General features: G+C 71.7%; 16 protein-coding genes. All 16 read left to right on the top strand.

All coding sequences use genetic code 11. The features are described 5' to 3' along the window. Positions 1-181: 181 nt before the first annotated feature. The 16 genes from ABD324_RS34895 to rplL all read left to right on the top strand — a co-directional run bounded on the left by ABD324_RS34895 (position 182) and on the right by rplL (position 17,944). On the top strand, positions 182-1,288 hold the full coding sequence (locus ABD324_RS34895; RefSeq protein ID WP_344427356.1) for an NDMA-dependent alcohol dehydrogenase: 1,107 nt from the start codon (positions 182-184) through the stop codon (positions 1,286-1,288). Between the two features lie 18 nt (positions 1,289-1,306). Beyond that, positions 1,307-2,260, top strand: coding sequence for a R2-like ligand-binding oxidase (locus ABD324_RS34890; RefSeq protein ID WP_344427354.1), 954 nt, complete (start codon positions 1,307-1,309; stop codon positions 2,258-2,260). Further along, complete coding sequence (locus ABD324_RS34885; RefSeq protein ID WP_344427352.1) at positions 2,257-3,171, top strand: oxygenase MpaB family protein; 915 nt, start codon at positions 2,257-2,259, stop codon at positions 3,169-3,171. The genes ABD324_RS34890 and ABD324_RS34885 overlap by 4 nt, the downstream gene beginning before the upstream one ends. A 260-nt stretch (positions 3,172-3,431) precedes the next feature. Continuing rightward, the gene (locus tag ABD324_RS34880) at positions 3,432-4,661 is read left to right on the top strand and encodes an ABC transporter ATP-binding protein (protein ID WP_344427351.1); all 1,230 of its coding nucleotides are present in this window, start codon (positions 3,432-3,434) and stop codon (positions 4,659-4,661) included. Positions 4,662-4,804: 143 nt separating this feature from the next. Beyond that, on the top strand, positions 4,805-5,596 hold the full coding sequence (locus ABD324_RS34875) for an MlaE family ABC transporter permease (protein ID WP_344427349.1): 792 nt from the start codon (positions 4,805-4,807) through the stop codon (positions 5,594-5,596). Position 5,597: 1 nt separating this feature from the next. Continuing rightward, positions 5,598-6,422, top strand: a complete 825-nt coding sequence (locus ABD324_RS34870; protein WP_344427347.1) for an MlaE family ABC transporter permease — start codon at positions 5,598-5,600, stop codon at positions 6,420-6,422. Further along, a complete protein-coding gene (locus ABD324_RS34865) occupies positions 6,419-7,780 on the top strand; it encodes an MCE family protein (RefSeq protein ID WP_344427344.1) in 1,362 nt (453 codons plus the stop codon). Before ABD324_RS34870 ends, ABD324_RS34865 begins: the two co-directional genes overlap by 4 nt. Continuing rightward, positions 7,777-8,937 (top strand): MCE family protein, encoded by a 1,161-nt coding sequence (locus ABD324_RS34860; RefSeq protein WP_344427341.1) that lies wholly within the window; start codon positions 7,777-7,779, stop codon positions 8,935-8,937. Before ABD324_RS34865 ends, ABD324_RS34860 begins: the two co-directional genes overlap by 4 nt. Next, complete coding sequence (locus ABD324_RS34855; protein WP_344427339.1) at positions 8,937-9,896, top strand: MCE family protein; 960 nt, start codon at positions 8,937-8,939, stop codon at positions 9,894-9,896. The genes ABD324_RS34860 and ABD324_RS34855 overlap by 1 nt, the downstream gene beginning before the upstream one ends. Beyond that, positions 9,896-11,224 (top strand): MCE family protein, encoded by a 1,329-nt coding sequence (locus ABD324_RS34850; protein ID WP_344427336.1) that lies wholly within the window; start codon positions 9,896-9,898, stop codon positions 11,222-11,224. The genes ABD324_RS34855 and ABD324_RS34850 overlap by 1 nt, the downstream gene beginning before the upstream one ends. Then, positions 11,221-12,522 carry an MCE family protein gene (locus tag ABD324_RS34845; RefSeq protein WP_344427334.1) on the top strand — a complete coding sequence of 434 codons (1,302 nt, stop codon included), beginning with the start codon at positions 11,221-11,223 and terminating at the stop codon, positions 12,520-12,522. Before ABD324_RS34850 ends, ABD324_RS34845 begins: the two co-directional genes overlap by 4 nt. Further along, complete coding sequence (locus tag ABD324_RS34840; RefSeq protein ID WP_344427331.1) at positions 12,519-13,766, top strand: MCE family protein; 1,248 nt, start codon at positions 12,519-12,521, stop codon at positions 13,764-13,766. Before ABD324_RS34845 ends, ABD324_RS34840 begins: the two co-directional genes overlap by 4 nt. A 289-nt stretch (positions 13,767-14,055) precedes the next feature. Further along, complete coding sequence (locus tag ABD324_RS34835) at positions 14,056-14,634, top strand: hypothetical protein (RefSeq protein WP_344427328.1); 579 nt, start codon at positions 14,056-14,058, stop codon at positions 14,632-14,634. A gap of 338 nt (positions 14,635-14,972) precedes the next feature. After that, positions 14,973-16,112, top strand: coding sequence for a hypothetical protein (locus ABD324_RS34830; RefSeq protein WP_344427325.1), 1,140 nt, complete (start codon positions 14,973-14,975; stop codon positions 16,110-16,112). A gap of 830 nt (positions 16,113-16,942) precedes the next feature. After that, on the top strand, positions 16,943-17,506 hold the full coding sequence (rplJ, locus tag ABD324_RS34825; RefSeq protein ID WP_344427322.1) for a 50S ribosomal protein L10: 564 nt from the start codon (positions 16,943-16,945) through the stop codon (positions 17,504-17,506). A 45-nt stretch (positions 17,507-17,551) separates the two neighbouring features. Next, positions 17,552-17,944 (top strand): 50S ribosomal protein L7/L12, encoded by a 393-nt coding sequence (gene rplL / locus ABD324_RS34820; RefSeq protein ID WP_344427319.1) that lies wholly within the window; start codon positions 17,552-17,554, stop codon positions 17,942-17,944. Positions 17,945-17,975 lie beyond the last annotated feature (31 nt).

Here is a 17,975-nt window from a genome sequence, read left to right as displayed (position 1 = left end):
GCTGACGACGTCGTGAGCGTGACATTCGGCCTCCCGAAAGTGCCGACTCGCGCGACCGACTGTGCCGACTCGCGCGACCGACAGTGCCGACTCGCGGGGTGGTCGTGTGGCACGCGGGGGACACGCCCGGTCCGGGTGGTCCGGTGTGCGGGCCGCGTGACGTGGGTCATGATTCGCTGCCATGAGGACCCGAGCAGCGGTGCTGTGGGAGCAGGGCGGCAAGTGGGAGGTCGAGGAGGTCGAGCTCGATCCCCCCGGCCCCGGGGAGGTGCTGGTCGAGCTGGCCGCCTCCGGGCTCTGCCACTCCGACGAGCACCTCGTCACCGGCGACCTGCCCGTCGCCTACCCCATGGTCGGCGGGCACGAGGGCGCCGGCCGGGTGCTGCAGACGGGGCCCGGCGTCGCCGAGGTCGCGGTCGGCGATCCGGTCGTCATGACGTTCCTGCCCAGCTGCGGGCGGTGTTCCTACTGCGTGCGCGGCATGACCTCCCTCTGCGACGACGGCGCCGGCGCCACGCTCGGCCCGCAGCTCGACGGGACCTACCGGGTGCACGCGCGCGGCGAGGACGTCGGGCAGATGTGCCTGCTCGGGACCTTCGCGCAGCACACCGTGGTCCCGGTGAAGTCCGTGGTGAAAATCGACGAGGGCTTCCCGCTCGATCTCGCCGCGCTCGTCGGGTGCGGCGTGACCACCGGCTTCGGCTCCGCGGTCCGCACGGCCGACCTCCGGGCCGGGGACACCGCCGTCGTGATCGGGATCGGGGGGATCGGGGCCAACGCCGTGCAGGGCGCGAAGCTGGCCGGCTGCCGGTACGTGATCGCCGTGGATCCCGTGGAGTTCAAGCGGGAGAAGGCCCTGGAGCTGGGTGCCACGCACGTCGCGGCCAGCATCGACGACGCCTGGTCGGTCGTCTCCGAGCTCACCCGCGGGCAGCTCGCCGAGGCCGCGATCCTCACCACCGGCGTGGCCGAGGGCGACGACCTGCAGCCGGCGCTGCAGCTCGTGGGCAAGCGGGGCCGGGTGGTCGTCACGGCCCTGGGCAAGGCCGAGCAGGAGACGGCGAGCCTGTCCCTGCTGGAGCTGACGCTCTACGAGAAGCAGATCCGCGGCGCCCTGTTCGGCAGCTCCAACGGCCAGCACGACGTGCCCCGGATCCTCGAGATGCACAACCTCGGGCAGATCAAGCTCCGGGAGCTGATCACCAAGGAGTACACCCTCGACCAGGTGAACGAGGGTTACGAGGACATGCGGGCCGGGCGGAACATCCGCGGCCTGATCCGTTTCTGAAGGGCAAGGGGGCCCGGAGTGATCGAGCACGGAAAGCGCCAGGGATTCGCGAGTCTCAGCGCGGGCGGCGTGAAGCAGGACTCCTTCCCGATGCGGCTGTTCGTCAAGGGCAACGCGAAGCACTGGAACCCCGCGGCGATCGACTTCCGCCAGGACGCCGCGGACTTCGCCGCCATGACCGACGACGAGCGCTGGTGGACCTGCGCGCTCGCCGCCCAGTTCCTCGCCGGCGAGGAGTCGGTGACCCAGGACCTGCAGCCCTTCGTGGCCGCGATGGCCGCCGAGGGCCGCTTCGCGGACGAGATGTACCTGACCCAGTTCGTGTACGAGGAGGCCAAGCACACCCAGGCCTTCCGGCTCTGGTTCGACGCCGTCGGGATGACCGGCGACCTGCACGAGTTCATCGAGTTCAACGACGCCTACATGGAGATCTTCACCAAGGCGCTCCCGGACTCGCTGTACGCGCTCGCCCACGACCCGAGCCCGCTCAACCAGATCCGCGCCTCGGTGACCTACAACCACATCGTCGAGGGCACCCTGGCCCTGACCGGCTACTTCGCCTGGCAGAAGGTGTGCACGAGCCGCGGGATCCTGCCCGGCATGCAGCAGGTGATCAAGCACATCGGCGACGACGAGCGCCGCCACATGGCCTGGGGCACCTTCACCTGCCGCCGCCACGTCGCCGCCGACGACGCGATGTTCGACGCCGTGGACGAGCGGATGCAGGAGCTCCTCGTGCCGGCGATGGGAGTGGTGACGGCGACGTTCGAGAAGTACGAAGGACAGGAGCCCCCGTTCGGCGTCGACATCTCGGAGATGGCCGAGTACGCGATGGACAAGCTGGGCCGCAGGCTCGGCGCGATCGAGTCCGCCCGCGGCGCCGACCTCGCCGTGATCGACGTCGACGCCTCGCCGGAGGCACTCGAGGAGCGTTTCCACGCCGAGGACGAGAAGGAGCTGGCAGTCGCGTGACGAGCTCCCGGTATGCGCGGCTCCAGGAGATCGAGGCCCTGGACCCGGAGACCGACTTCCTCGAGATCTACCAGCTCATGTCCTGGTACGAGTTCCCCTGGGACATCAACCAGGCCCTGTCCTTCGCCCTGTTCCGTACCTACGCGGTGCCGACGATCGGCAGGCTCCTGGCCGAGACCGGCGAGTTCACCGAGCGCGTGCAGAAGCGCTACGACGACACCGGGCTGATCCTCGAGGCCGTCCTCGAGCACGGCTTCTCCGGCACCGGGCTCGACGGCGTGCGCCGGATGAACCAGATGCACGGCAGCTACCCCATCTCGAACGACGACATGCGGTACACGCTGTGCACGTTCGTCGCGAGCCCGATCCGCTGGATGGACGCCTACGGCTGGCGTCCCTTCTCCGAGACCGAGAAGGTCGCGAGCGCGAACTACTACCGCGTCCTCGGCCGGCACATGGGCATCACGGACATCCCCGCGACCTGGCAGGAGTTCTGCGAGGTCCACGACGCCTACGAGCACGCGCACTTCGCGTTCGACGAGGGCGGCCGCGCGGTCGCGGACTCCACGCTGGACCTCCTCTGCACGTTCCCGCCGAACGACAAGGCCCCGAAGGCGTTGATCAACGCCTTCTCGCGGTCCCTGATGGACGCCCACCTGCGCGAGGCCTTCCGCTACGCGACCCCGCCCCGCTGGTTCGTGGCGCTGTCCCGCGCGGCGCTGAAGGCCCGTGGCCGGGTCGTGAAGGCGATGCGCGTGCGCACCGCGCCGAAGTACGCGAGGGACCTCCCGCAGATCCGGAGCTACCCGGCCGGCTTCGTCGTGAAGGAGCTCGGGACCTTTCCCCGCGGCTGCCCGGTCGCGTACTCCGATCGGGTGATATCGGAGCCCGTCACTCCATCCGGAACCTGAGAGGCCGGTTGTACCGGTATGGGGCCGGTCGGAGTAGCGCACTCGGACACCGAGATCTGTTGCGCGCGCACACGCTCACGATGGGCTGACCTGGAATCACGCACCGTCGCGGGCGCTCTCAGCAACCCGGCCGAGCTGTGGCGCCACCCCGAATACCGCCGAGTAACCGGTCCGGCGTCGCGTCGTTGGACGGAACAGGACCACTACGCGCTCCGCCGGGACGCGGCGCGCGAGGTGCCCGAGGAGCCAAAGGAGGCGGCGTGCCCGGTGTGGAGGTGAAGGTCGACGGACTGACCAAGTCCTTCGGCCGCGCGAACATCTGGTCGGACGTCACGCTGACGCTCCCGCCGGGTGAGGTCAGCGTGCTCCTCGGCCCCTCCGGCACGGGCAAGTCGGTGTTCCTGAAGTCGCTGATCGGGCTGCTCAAGCCGGAGAAGGGCTCCATCGTCATCCACGACACCGACCTCGTGCGGTGCAAGGAGTCGAAGCTCTACGAGATCCGCAAGCTCTTCGGGGTCCTCTTCCAGGACGGCGCGCTCTTCGGCTCGATGAACCTCTACGACAACATCGCCTTCCCGCTGCGCGAGCACACGCGCAAGCCCGAGTCCGAGATCCGCGACATCGTCGCCGAGAAGATGGACATGGTCGGGCTCAAGGGCGACGAGTCGAAGCTGCCCGGCGAGATCTCCGGCGGCATGCGCAAGCGGGCCGGGCTGGCCCGGGCGCTGGTGCTCGATCCCGAGATCATCCTGTTCGACGAGCCGGACTCCGGCCTCGACCCGGTGCGCACGGCCTACCTGAACCAGCTGATCATCGACCTGAACGCCCAGACGGACGCGACGTTCCTGATCGTCACGCACGACATCAACACGGCGCAGACCGTCCCGGACAACATCGGGATGCTCTACCGCAAGCACCTGGCCATGTTCGGCCCGCGCGAGGTGCTCCTGACCAGCGACGACCCGGTCGTCGCCCAGTTCCTCAACGGCCGCCGGCAGGGCCCCATCGGGATGTCCGAGGAGAAGGACACCGCCCAGGCCCGGCGCGAGATGGCGGAGCTGGACGGGTCGGGGGAGCTCGAGGGGCTGCCCCCGATGAAGCCCCAGCTCGAGGCGACGGCGGGCCTCCCGGAGCGCAAGGCGGTCGGCCGCCGGCAGCGCCGGGTCGAGGACATGATGCACACCCTCCCGCCCGCCGCGCAGGAGGCGATCCGCCGTTCCCAGGCCGAGGCGGCCCCCCGGGGCCGGGCACAGGCGACCGGCGCCTCCCCGTACGGCCGGCCCCCCGCCGGCGCAGCCCCGACCGCCCCGGCCTCCCCGAACGCCCCGGCCTCCCCGAACGCCCCGGGCTCCACTAACGCCCCGGCACCTGCGTCCGGCACCGCCCCCGACGACGCCCCGACCCAGAGCATCCCCCGGGTCACCGACGGCCCCGGGCCCCGCCCGCCGTCCGGCCCGACCGCCGGCCCCGGCCGGCACCGCTTCCCCTAGCCCCGACGCACCGACCCCGACGACCCGACCACCGCGCCCCGTCGCCGATCTCCCCAGGACCGGCGAACCTGCTCCCCACCCCGACCCCCGTGAGTGGCGATAGTCGCCGGAGCGACTATCGCCACTCACGACAGAGGTTTGTGATGTCCGCTCCCCAGGCCGGCCCCAGCCCCGTCACCCGAGCCCTGACCCCGGTCGGGAAGATGTTCGGGCTGGGTGTCGACATCGTCCGCCAGACCTTCCGGCGCCCGTTCCAGCTGTCCGAGTACATCGAGCAGACCTGGTTCGTCACGAAGGTCTCGGCGCTGCCCACGGCGCTGTTCACCATCCCGTTCGGGGCCACGATCGCCCTGCTGCTGGCGTCGCTGACCCAGCAGTTCGGCGCGCAGAGCCAGACGGGTGCGGGCTCGGTGCTCGCGATCGTGCAGCAGGCGGCGCCGATCGTCACCGCCCTGCTCATCTCGGGTGCGGGCGGCAGCGCGGTCTGTGCGGATCTCGGGGCGCGCACCATCCGCGAGGAGATCGCGGCGATGGAGGTGCTCGGCATCTCGCCGATCCAGCGTCTGGTGGTGCCGCGGGTGCTCGCGATGGCGACCACCGCGGTGGTGCTGAACGGGTTGGCGACGGTGGTCGGCGTGTCCGGCGGCTACTTCTTCAACGTGATCATCCAGGGTGGGACGCCCGGGGCGTACGTCGCGAGCTTCAGCTCGATCGCGCAGGTCAGCGACATCCTGGTGAGCGAGATCAAGGCTGCGCTCTTCGGTTTCACGGCCGGTGTCGTGGCGGCCTACCGCGGGCTCAACCCGCCCCCCGGGGCGAAGGGCGTGGGCGACGCGGTGAACCAGTCCGTCGTCATCTCGTTCGTGCTGGTCTTCTTCATCAACCTCGTGCTCACGGCCCTGTACCTCGAGCTCGTCCCGCCGAAGGGCATCTGACATGAGCATGCGGACCCTGGCGCGACGACCGGTCGCGCAGCTCGAGGAGCTCGGCGAGCAGCTCTCGCTCTACGCCCGCGCGATCGCCTGGATCCCGCGCACCCTGCGTCGCTACCCGAAGGAGATCGCCCGGCTGCTGGCCGAGGTCAGCTTCGGCTCCGGTGCCCTGATCGTCATCCTCGGGACCGCCGGCGTGATGGCCGCGCTGTCGCTGTTCGTCGGCTCGCTGGTCGGCCTGCAGGGCTTCCGCGCGCTCGACTCGCTCGGCGTCGAGGCCCTGACCGGCTTCATCACCGCCTACTTCACCACCCGCGACATCGCGCCGCTCGTCGCCGCGTCCGCGCTGACCGCGACCCTGGGTGCCGGCTTCACCGCCCAGCTCGGTGCCATGCGGATCTCCGAGGAGGTCGACGCGCTGGAGGTCATGGCCGTGCCGTCCGTCCCCTTCCTGGTGACGACGCGGGTGCTGGCCGGGATCGTCGCCGTCATCCCGATGTACACGATCGGCCTGCTGGCGAGCTTCGCCGCGGCCCGCATCAACGTCACGGTGATCAACGGGCTCCCGGGCGGCACGTACGACCACTACTTCGATCTCTTCCTGCCGGTCAGCGACATCCTGGCCAGCTATCTGAAAGTGATCATCTTCGCGACGGTGGTCATCCTGATCCACTGCCACTACGGCTACCACGCTCGCGGGGGACCGGCCGGCGTCGGTGTGGCGGTGGGCCGGGCGGTGCGGCTGTCCATCGTGAGCACCGCGATCCTCGACTTCTTCCTGACGCTGGTCCTCTTCGGGACGGACACGAGCGTGCGGGTGGCCGGATGACGAGCGCGCGCAAGGCGAGCCTGGGCGTGGTGTTCGTCCTGGTCATCGCGCTGCTGCTGGGCCTGGCGGTGGCCCAGTACGCGGGCGCGTTCCGCTCCGGCGTCCCCGTGACGCTGAAGGTGGACCGGATCGGCCTGCAGCTGTCGGACAAGGCGGACGTCAAGATCCGCGGCCTGATCGTCGGCTCCGTGAAGCAGGTCAGCACGACGGGTGACGGCGCGACCATCGAGCTCTCCCTCGACCCGGACAAGGTCGGCATGATCCCGGCCGACGTCACGGCCCGGCTGCTGCCCAAGACGCTGTTCGGCGAGAAGTACGTGTCGCTGGTGCCGCCCGCGCAGCCCGGCACCGTGAAGCTGGCGTCGAACGACACCATCACCGAGGACCGCAGCGTCGCCGGTATCGAGGTCGAGCGGGTGCTCGACGATCTCCTGCCGCTCCTGCAGGCCGTGAAGCCGCAGGACCTCGCGATGACGCTCGGCTCGCTGTCGCAGGGCCTGCAGGGCCGCGGCGACCAGCTCGGCCGCACCCTCGAGCAGCTGAACACGCTGACCGGCGGCCTGAAGCCGGCGATCCCGGACCTGCAGGCCGACATCACGCAGCTCGCGGACTTCTCCGAGAACCTGTCGAACTCCGCGCCCGACCTGCTCTCGGCCCTCGACGACCTGACGACGACCAGCCGCACCATCGTCGACCAGGCCCAGGACCTCCGCGACGTCTACGGCACCCTCACCGGCGCGTCGGACGACCTGCGGGCCTTCCTCGACGCCAACAAGCAGAACCTGATCGGGCTGGCCGCATCCTCGCGCCCCACGCTGGAGACCGCGGCCCGGTACGCGCCCGAGTTCCCCTGCTTCTTCACGCAGGCCACGGGCCTGATCCCGTACCTGGACCAGGTGTTCGGCAAGGGCACGAACGAGCCGGGCGTGCACATCACGCTGGAGATCGTCACCAACAAGGGCAAGTACGTGCCCGGCGACGAGCCGGAGTTCCGCGACGACCGCGGCCCGCGCTGCTACCCGCTGATCAACCCGGGCCCGCAGTACCCGCCGGACGGCCCGTTCAAGGACGGCTCGACGGCCACCCCCGCGCCGATCGGCACCCCGCAGGGCAACCCGCAGTCGTTCGGCGTGGACACCTACGGCAGCTACCGCGGCCAGCAGACCTGGACGCCGACGGCGCGCGGTTCCGTGAAGCCGGCGGCTTTCCAGTCGACCGACATGGGCATCACGAACTCGCCGGGGGAGCAGCAGCAGATCGCCGAGCTCGTCACCGCGCGCACCGGCGAGCCCGCTCCCCAGTGGGGCTCGATGCTCGTCGGGCCCCTCTACCGCGGGGCGGAGGTGAAGTTCGTATGAGGCAGCTCCCGGTCGGCCCGCTCGTCAAGTTCCTGGTGTTCGCGCTGGTCACCGCCATGGCGACGACCGTCCTCGGCCTGACGATCGCGAACAGTCAGGGCGGCGACAAGGTCGAGTACTCCGCCCGCTTCACCGACGCGAACGGCCTGCTCAAGGGCGACGACGTCCGGATCGCCGGGGTCGTCGTCGGCTCCGTCGACAAGATCGAGATCGTGGACCGGCGCCAGGCGCTCGTGACCTTCGCGGTCGACTCGAACCTGCAGGTCCCGCAGTCGGCCACCGCCGCGATCCTCTACAAGAACCTCATCGGCCAGCGCTTCCTCTCGCTCGGCCAGGGCACCGGAGGAGGGGGCCGGCTCCCCGAGGGCGGCACCCTGCCCGTCGCCCAGACGACGCCCCCGCTGAACCTGACGACCCTGTTCAACGGTTTCCAACCACTGTTCACCGGGCTCGACCCGCAGCAGGTGAACAAGCTGTCGCAGGAGATCGTCTCGACCCTGCAGGGCGAGGGCGGCACGGTGGACCAGCTGCTCGCCAGCACGGCCTCGCTCACCGGCACCATCGCCGACCGCGACCAGGTCATCGGCCAGGTGATCGACAACCTCAACTCGGTGCTGCAGACGGTGAACCAGCACGACGACAACCTCAACCAGCTCATCACCTCGCTCCAGCAGCTCGTGAGCGGGCTGGCGCAGGACCGCAAGCCGATCGGGCAGGCCATCGCCTCCATCGGGGACCTGACGCAGACGACGGGGAGCCTGGTCCAGCAGGGCCGCCCGGACCTGCAGGCGGACATCAAGTCCCTCGGCGACCTCGCCGGGCAGCTCGACCAGGCCGGCCCGACCCTGGACACCCTGCTGAGCTTCGCGCCGTACAAGCTGAACAAGATCAGCCGGGCGGCGAGCTACGGCAGCTGGTTCCAGTTCTACCTCTGCGGGCTGTCGGGCTCGGTGGGCGTGGGGAACCTGGTCCCGGCGCAGACGATCCCGCTGGTCAAGTTCGACGCCCCGCGCTGCGGCCCGGACCCCGACGGCGTGCAGGGACAGCCGTCGCCGCTGCTGCCGGGCATCCCGCCGGCGCTGAAGGCGGTCACGAACGCCCCGGCCGGCGCCCCGGCGCTCCCGATCTTCGCGCCCCTGACGGGAGGGAACCGCTGATGCTCCGCCGTCCCGTCCTGCTCGCCACCGTCGGCCTGGTGCTCATCGCCGTGGTCGCCGTCGTCGCGTTCCAGGCGCCGTCGATCTTCGGCGGAGCGACCTACCGCGCCGAGTTCTCCGAGGCCGCAGGCCTGCAGAGCGACGACCGGGTGACCGTGGCCGGCGTGGAGGTCGGCCGGGTGACGTCCGTGAAGCTGGCCGGAGACCACGTGGAGGTCGCGTTCCGGGTGAGCGACGCCTGGCTCGGCGACCGCACCTCGGCCTCCATCGAGATCGCGACCCTGCTCGGCTCGAAGTACCTGGCCCTGGACCCGCAGGGCGACCAGGAACTCAAGGCCTCCGACCCGATCCCGCGGGACCGCACGGTGTCGCCGTTCGACGTCGTCGAGGCCTTCAACGGGCTCACCGGCACGATCGACCAGATCGACACGAAGCAGCTCGCGACCAGCCTGAACACGCTGTCGGACACCTTCTCCGACACTCCGGACGACGTCCGCGGCACCCTCGACGGCCTCTCCCGGCTGTCCACCACGATCTCCAGCCGGGACGACCAGATCCGCAGCCTGCTCGCCGGCACGCGGCAGCTCTCGACGATCCTCGCGGACCGCCGCGGCGACTTCGACACGCTCCTCTCCGACGGCAACCTGCTGCTGCAGGAGCTGCAGGACCGCAAGACGGCGATCGACAACCTGCTCTCGGGCACCCGGCTGCTGTCCCAGCAGCTCTCCGGCCTGGTCGCGGACAACCGGGAGCAGCTCGCCCCGACGCTCGCCACGCTCGACCGGGTCACCGCGCTCCTGCAGCGCCACCAGGACGACATCGAGAGCACGCTGAAGAACGAGGCCGTCTTCGTGCGGCTGTTCTCCAACTCGGTCGGCAACGGCCGCTGGTTCGACAACTACATCTGCGGCCTGCTGCCCACGCCGAGCATCGGCCCGCTGAACCCGGGAGGCTGCTGATGGGTTCGCGGAGGACTCGCTCGTCGGGGTCCGACCATCAGGGCTGGGCTCAGGACAGGAAGCACCTGCAGGTCGTCGCGCTGGTGGCGATCGTCGCGGTGCTGCTCGCCAGCGGCATCTGGCTGGTCGGCAAGGGCGGCGGGCGCACGCTCACCGCCTACTTCACCAACACCTCGGCGCTGTTCGAGGACAACGACGTCCGCGTGCTCGGCGTCCCTGTCGGGACGATTTCCTCGATCACGCCGGAGGGCTCGCGGGTCCGGGTGGACATGCGGATCACGGACCCGGACGTGCACCTGGCGCCGGACGCCAAGGCCGCCGTCGTCTCCCCGAGCCTGGTCACCGGCCGGTACGTGCAGCTCTTCCCGACCGTCGCCGAAGGTGCCCCGGAGATGGCCACGGGCGCGACCATCCCGCTCGAGCGCACGGCCGTCCCGCTCGGCGTCGACGACCTGGCCAAGGCCGCCACCGACCTCTCCACCGCACTCGGCCCGAACGGCGCCAACTCCCAGGGCGCGGTCTCCCGGGCCCTCGACGTCGGCGCGCAGAACCTCGACGGCAACGGCCAGCAGCTGGGCGACACGATCCGCAACCTCGGCGACCTGTCCGGGACGCTCGCCGGCTCGTCCGACGACCTCTTCGGCACCGTCACCGAGCTGCAGAAGTTCACGAAGACGATTGCCGACGACGACGCGAAGGTCCGCGAGTTCAACGGCCGGGTCGCCGACGTGACCGGCTTCCTTGCCGACGAGCGCGGCCAGCTCGGCGGGGCGCTGACCGACCTGGCGCAGGCCCTGGCCGACGTCGACACCTTCGTCCGGGAGAACCGCGACGGGATCCATTCCAACGTCGACCGGCTCGCGGACGTCACCCAGACGCTGGTGAACCAGCAGGACGCCCTGCGCGAGATCCTCGACGCGGCGCCGGTGGGCATCAGCAACCTGGCCAACACCTACAACGGCAGCTCCGGCACCCTCGACACCCGCGCGAACTTCAACGAGCTCTCGCAGCCGCCGATCTACCTGGTCTGCGACCTTCTCAAGACGGGCGCGCCGGACGCGCTCAAGCAGATCGCGAGCACCTGCAACACGCTCCCGCCGCTGTCCGCGTTGCCGAGCCCGGCCCAGCTGATCAGCTCGCTGCAGCAGGGCAAGACCCCGCCGGTCGCGGGCCTGGCGCTCCCGACCATCCCGGGGGCGCCCTCCACACCGCTCACCGTCCCGAACCCGGTGGCGCCGGCGCCCGCCCCGACCAGCGCTCCCGCCCCCGCCCCGCAGCAGGACTCCGGCGGCGGGCTGCTCTCGAAGATCTTCGGAGGTGGCTCGTGAGGCGCGCCCGACTGGCTGCCGCCCTGGTGACGGCGACCTTCCTGCTGGGCGGCTGCGGTGTCTTCTCCGGCGGCCTGCGCGGCGTCGACCTGCCCGGTGGCGCCGACCTGGGATCGGACCCCTACGACATCACCATCGAGTTCCCGGACGTCGTGGATCTCGTGCCGCAGTCCCTGGTCAAGGTGGCGGACGTCAGCGTCGGCACGGTCTGCTCCATCGACGTCGACCCGACGACCTGGAACGCCCGCGTCACGGTCGCGGTGAACCGGGACGTGCGGCTGCCCGCCAACACCGAGGCCCGGGTGCGCACCACGAGCCTGCTGGGGGAGAAGTTCGTCGACCTCGCCGCTCCGGCCCAAGGAGGGACCGGCACCCTCGCGAACGGCGCCACCATCCCGATCTCGCGGGCCGGGCGCGCGGTGGAGGTCGAGGAGGTCTTCGGTGCGCTGTCCATGCTGCTCAACGGCGGCGGCGTGGCCCAGATCAAGACCATCTCCACCGAGCTCAACAAGGCCCTCGACGGCCGCGAGCCGCAGGTCCGCTCGCTGCTCGACAACCTGAACACCCTGGTCGGGGCCCTGGACGACAAGAAGGGCGAGATCACCCGCGCCCTCGACGCCATCAACCGCCTCTCCGCCACGCTGAACGACCGGCGGCCCCAGATCGCGAACGCGCTGGACAACCTCGGGCCCGGCCTCGCGGAGCTGGAGAGCCAGCGCGGCCAGCTCGTCGACATGCTGCGGTCGCTCGACCGGCTCTCCGGCACCGCGACGGACACGGTGAACCGCAGCCGCGACGACGTCCTCGCCGACCTCAAGGCCTTGCAGCCGACGCTGTCGAAGCTCGCCGAGTCCGGGCAGGACCTGCCGGACTCGCTGCAGCTCCTCGGCAGCTTCCCGTTCACGGACGCGGCCACGGACGCCTTCGCCGGCGACTACGCGAACCTCTACGTGAAGGCCGACCTCGACCTCAAGAACGTCTTCGACAACGCGCTGCGCAGCCAGCAGGGGATCATCAGCCCGGACCTGGTCAAGGGCCTGCCGCCCACCGCGCAGCTGCTCGCCCCGCTGCTCGGCGGCAACGCGAACGCCCCGCAGATCCCGCTGCTCGGCCCGGTCCCGACGACCCTGGGCAACGGCACGGCCAACCCGCCGTCGCAGGACCCGCCGACCGCCACCCCGGTCCCACCGCCCGCCACGGACGGCAGCGGCCGGCCCATCAGCCCCACCCCGCCCGACGGCAGCCAGCCGCAGGGTGGCGGCGGCCTGCTCGGCGGGCTCCTCGGAGGTGGCAGGTGATCACCAGGACCATCCGGCTGCAGCTCCTGGCGCTGCTCGTGGTGACCGTGCTCGGGGTGGGCTACACCGGCTTCCGGTACGCCAACCTCGGCACGGTCTTCGGCGCCACCACCTACCCGGTGACGATGCAGCTCGCCGACTCCGGCGGCATCTTCACCGGCGCGGACGTGACCTACCGCGGCGTGAGCGTCGGGCGGGTCGGACCGCTGACGCTCACGAAGGACGGCGTCGACGTCCGGCTGGACATCGACAAGAGCGCACCGGTCATCCCGTCGGACCTCACCGCCGCCGTCCGGAACCTGTCGGCGATCGGCGAGCAGTACGTCGACCTGCAGCCGGCGAGCGCGACCGGGCCGGACCTGGCCGCGGGCTCGGTCATCCCGGTGTCCCGGGTGAGCACGCCGGTGCAGGTGGACCAGGTGGTGACGAGCCTCGACGGCTTCGTCCGCTCGGTGCCGCTGGACAGCCTGCGGACGGTCGTCGACGAGCTCGGCAAGGGCTTCGCGAACTCCGCGCTGCCCTTGCAGAAGCTGCTCGACACCACGGACGAGTTCTCGAAGGCGGCCACGGACGCCCTGCCGCAGACCACGGCGCTGCTCGCCGACGGGCGCACCGTGCTGACCACGCAGAACCAGGTGGCCGGACAGTTCGCGGACTTCAGCTCGAGCCTGCGGCTGCTCGCGGAGCAGCTCAAGAGCTCGGACCCGGACCTGCGCGCGGTGATCGCCAACGCGCCGGGCGCGGCGACCCAGATCCAGGGCCTGCTGCGGGAGAGCGGCAGCGGACTGTCGACGACGGTGGCGAACCTGCTCACCGTCTCCCGGATCGCCGAGCCGCGGCAGTCCAACCTGGAGCAGCTGCTCGTGACCTACCCGGGTGTGCTCGCCAGCGCGTACACCGCGGTGCCCAACGACGGGACCGCGCACCTCGGGCTGGCGCTCAACGTCTTCGATCCCTTCCCGTGCGTCGCCGGCTACGAGGGCACGCCGCACCGGGCCGGGAACGAGTTCGCCGAGACGCCGGTGAACTCGCAGGCCTACTGCGCGGAGCCGAAGGGCAGCCCCACGGACGTCCGCGGCGCGCAGAACGCCCCCGCGGCCCCGAACTCGACCACCCCGCGGGCGACGCCGGGCGCGACGGGCAACCCGTCCGCGCGCATGGTCCTGCCCTCCGGATCCGACGACCCGGCGGCCGGCGCCCCGCGCCTGCTCCCGCTCGGCACCCCCGCAGGGATCCTCGCGTGACCCCCGCCGCCCCTCTCACCCGTCGCCGGCCGACCGCTCCTGGTGGCCGACGCCGGCCCACCGCTCCTCGTGGTCGCTGCCGGCCCACCGCTCCTCGTGCCCGGCGCCGTCCCGTCGCGCGCCCGGCGCCCGCCCGCCCCGAGAGGAACCTCGCCCGCGTTCGCGGCGCCTCGCCGGCGGCTCACGTTCATCTCGACGCGTCGACCCGCCCGCCGACGGCCCGCACACCGATGCCACCCCCGCACCCGACCCCGATGGCCGCGCCCCCACGGCCGGAAGGAGTGGTCCGATGACCACCACCCTGGAGAGCCCGGACAGAACCCCCGAGGCCGACGATCCGGCGCCGTCCCGCCGCCGGATCGGCGGGCCGCGCACCCTGCAGATCGCCGCGGCCGCCGCCCTGGTGCTGGCGATCGTCGCCGGTGTCCTGTGGCTGACCACGCTGCTGTCCGGCTCCCGGAAGCTGGCCGAGGAACGCGACGACGTGCTCGTCGCCGCCCGGCAGTCCGCGATCAGCCTGAACACCCTGGACTGGCACGACGTCGACGGCGGCCTCGACCGTTGGGAGTCCGTGTCGACCGGCTCCGTGCTCGACGAGTTCCGCACCAACCGCGCCCAGTACGCGCAGTTCGTGGCGCAGGCGAAGCGGACCACCGCGGCCACCGTGTCCGACGCGGCGGTGAGCGAGCTCAACGACCAGTCCGGCGTCGCCCGGGTGCTGGTCGGGGTGGACGTGCAGGTCACCCCGGACGGCCAGCAGCCCATCCCGACCCGGCAGCGCCTCCAGCTGGAGATGACGCGCGCCGACGGCACCTGGAAGGTCAGCAAGCTCGCGCCCGTCCGGGACCCCGGTACCGCCGGCAGCTGACTCCCTTCCCCGCCACGACCGCACGCCCCCAGGAGGTCACCATGGCACCGCAGAAGCCCGGGTCCCCGAACCCGGTGTCGCAGAAGCCCCCCACTCCCACCCGCCGCCGCTCCACCGGCATCCGCCGCCCCGGTGCCGCCGGCACCCGCCCCGAGAGCGGCCGCGACACCCGCCCCGAGACCGACCCCACCCCCCGCGAGTCGGCACTTCCGGGAGCGCGAGTCGGCACGCGGGCGGAGCCCGTCATTGGCGGATCTCGTAGTCCGAAACACACATCCCGGTCGACGGGGACCGGCGACTCCGCCACTGCCGGGACGGACACAGCTGCGAACGGCGCCGTGGGAATCGGCAGGACCGCCGCGGCGCGGATCGGCAGCACCGCCCGCGAGGAGCCGACCGACACGGCGGCGGTTTCGGCCACCGGGTCCGGCACCGCCGCCCCGGCCGACGCCGGCACCGCAGCGCCCGGCACCGCAGCGCCCGGCACCGCAGCCCCCGGCACGACGGCCACCGACCCGGCCATCCGCGGGACCTCGGCGCGCCCCGCCGCCGACGCCGGAACGGTCGCCGACCCGGTCGCCCCCGCCGACACGACGGCGATCGACACGACGGCGATCGACACGACGGCGATCGACACGACGGCGGGCGACACGACGGCGGGCGACACGACGGCGGGCGACACGACGGCGGGCGACACGACGGCGGGCGACACGACGGCGATCGACACGACGGCGGGCGACACGGCGGCGATCGACACGACGGACGCCCGTGAGACGGAGGCGGCTTCCGCGGGCAGCTCCGGCACGCCCGGCGTCACTGACGCCCCTGGGGGCTCGACCCCCACCGGCTCCCGCTCCCGCCGCCCCCGGCGCCGGGCCGCGAGGGCGGCAGCCGATGCGGTGGAATCGGGGGCGATCCCCGAGCGCGCCCCCCGGGGCCGCCTCCGCCTCCCCGAGCCCCCGAGGACCAGGCGCGGCACCATGATCCTCGCGGGCGCGACCGTCGTGCTGCTCGCGCTGGCGGTGCTCGGCGGCGTCGGCTGGTGGAGCATGCGACACACCCCGGCGGCACGGAACACCGCGTTGACGGACGTCGCGACCACCGCGCAGGTCTCCCAGCAGCTCGGCGACGCCGTGAAGACGGTCTACTCCTACGACTTCACCCGCCTCGACCAGAACGAGGCCGCGGCCCGCAAGGTGATCACGCCGGCGTTCGGGCAGCAGTTCGACCAGCTCTTCGGCGAGGTCCGCACGCTCGCGCCCCAGCAGCAGGCGGTCGTCTCCGCGACGATCTCCCAGTCCGCGGTCGAGTCGATCACCGGCGACCGGGCCGTCCTCCTGGTCTTCTTGGACCAGCAGGCCACCCGCGCCGCCGCCGCGGACCAGCAGGGCACCCAGCTCGCCGCCGCCGGCCGCCTCACCGTGACCGGCCAGCTCGTCGACGGCTCCTGGAAGATCGCCGACGTCACCGTCGCGTAGCCGGGGGAGCGGCACCGTCGCGTAGCGCGCGGAGCGACGAATCGAGCGCCGTCCCACAGCGCATGATCGTTCCGTGGGCGACCGTGGTGCTGCCGACCCAGCTGACCTGTCGCTCCCGGATCGATCACCTCGCGGAGATCACCCCGGGCGTGACCGGAGGGCGGTGTGGCGCACTCTGTGGCCCCGCCCGGAAGGATCAGGGGTGATCGTTCCGGCGGGGACGGTGCTGCTGCTCGGCCCACAGCGCCGTCACTCTCGGAACGATCACTCCGTCAAGATCGGTGCGAGGGTCACCGGACCCCGGTGGGCGACGCGCAGAGGTCCCGCTCGGATGGATCTTCCCGGTGATCCTTCCGGGAGGGACAGCGTTGCTACTCCGCTGACCGTGGTGTCGCGCTCGCACCGATCATCGCGCGGTGATCGGTCTGGGAGTGGCGGTGTGGAGGGGACGCGCGCGCCGTCGTCACACTCGGATCGATCATGGGGGAGCGCCGGCCGGGGCACGGGGGCATGGGGGCATGGGGGCATGGGGGCATGGGGGCATGGGGGCATGGGGGCATGGTCACCGGAGTAGCGCGGGGCCCGCGCACCCCGGCGGCGGGGGCGCCGCCGGGGTGCGTATGCTGGTCCACGGTTCCACCGAAGACCGCAGGTCTGTCCGCCCGCAAGGGAGGACATGAAGGTTCCGGCTCGCCGGGCGGCCCGCGCAGGAGGACGAGGTCGTAGCAGCGCGCTCGCGCGCCACCACGCCCCGTGCCTGCGCACGGGGCGTTCGTCGTCTCCGGACCGGATGTCGGTGAGTCCACCCGACACCCGAGAGGAGGCATCACATGGCACGACCCGACAAGGTCGAGGCGGTCGACGAGATCGCCGACCGGTTCCGGGGCGCGTCCGCCTCGGTGGTCACGGAGTACAGCGGCCTCAGCGTGGCGCAGCTCAAGGAGCTCCGCCGTTCCCTGGGGGACAACGCCACCTTCCGCGTCGCCAAGAACACCCTGGTGAAGCGGGCGGCCGCGGATGCCGGCGTCGACGGCCTGGACGAGCTCCTGGCCGGCCCGACGGCGATCGCGTTCGTCACCGGCGAGGCGGTCGACGCCGCCAAGGCGCTGAAGAAGTTCGCCAAGGACAACAAGGGCCTGGTGATCAAGGGCGGCTACATGGACGGCCGTGCTCTCACGAGCACGGAGGTCGAGAAGCTCGCCGATCTCGAGTCCCGCGAGGTCCTGCTGGCGAAGCTCGCCGGCGCCATGAAGGGCAACCTGGCGAAGGCCGCCGGCCTGTTCCAGGCCCCGGCGTCGCAGGTCGCGCGTCTCGCGCAGGCCCTGGCCGACAAGCTGGCCGCCGAGGGCGCTGCTGCGCCCGCCGAGGGCGACTCCGCGCCCGCCGAGAGCTGATCGCAGCTCCGCACCCCCCTCCCTTACCCGAAAGGAACCGCCATCATGGCGAAGCTCACCGCTGACGAGCTGCTCGACGCGTTCAAGGAGCTCACCCTCATCGAGCTCTCCGACTTCGTGAAGAAGTTCGAGGAGACCTTCGAGGTCACCGCGGCCGCCCCGGTCGCCATCGCCGCCGCCGGCCCCGCCGCCGGTGGTGCCCCGGCCGAGGCCGAGGCCGAGAAGGACGAGTTCAACGTCGTCCTCGACGCCGCCGGCGACAAGAAGATCCAGGTCATCAAGGTCGTCCGCGAGCTCGTCTCGGGCCTGGGCCTCAAGGAGGCCAAGGACCTCGTCGAGGCGGCGCCCAAGGCCGTCCTCGAGGGCGTCAACAAGGAGGCGGCCGACGCCGCCAAGGCGAAGCTCGAGGAGGCTGGCGCCAAGGTCAGCCTGAGCTGATCCGGCGCTGCGGCTCCCGCAGCAGTGCGAA

It is taken from the genome of Pseudonocardia ailaonensis, from assembly GCF_039531635.1.
GTDB classification, from domain to species: domain Bacteria; phylum Actinomycetota; class Actinomycetes; order Mycobacteriales; family Pseudonocardiaceae; genus Pseudonocardia; species Pseudonocardia ailaonensis.
Note: the sequence above shows the minus strand (reverse complement) of the source record. Positions and strands in the feature narration are given on the sequence as shown.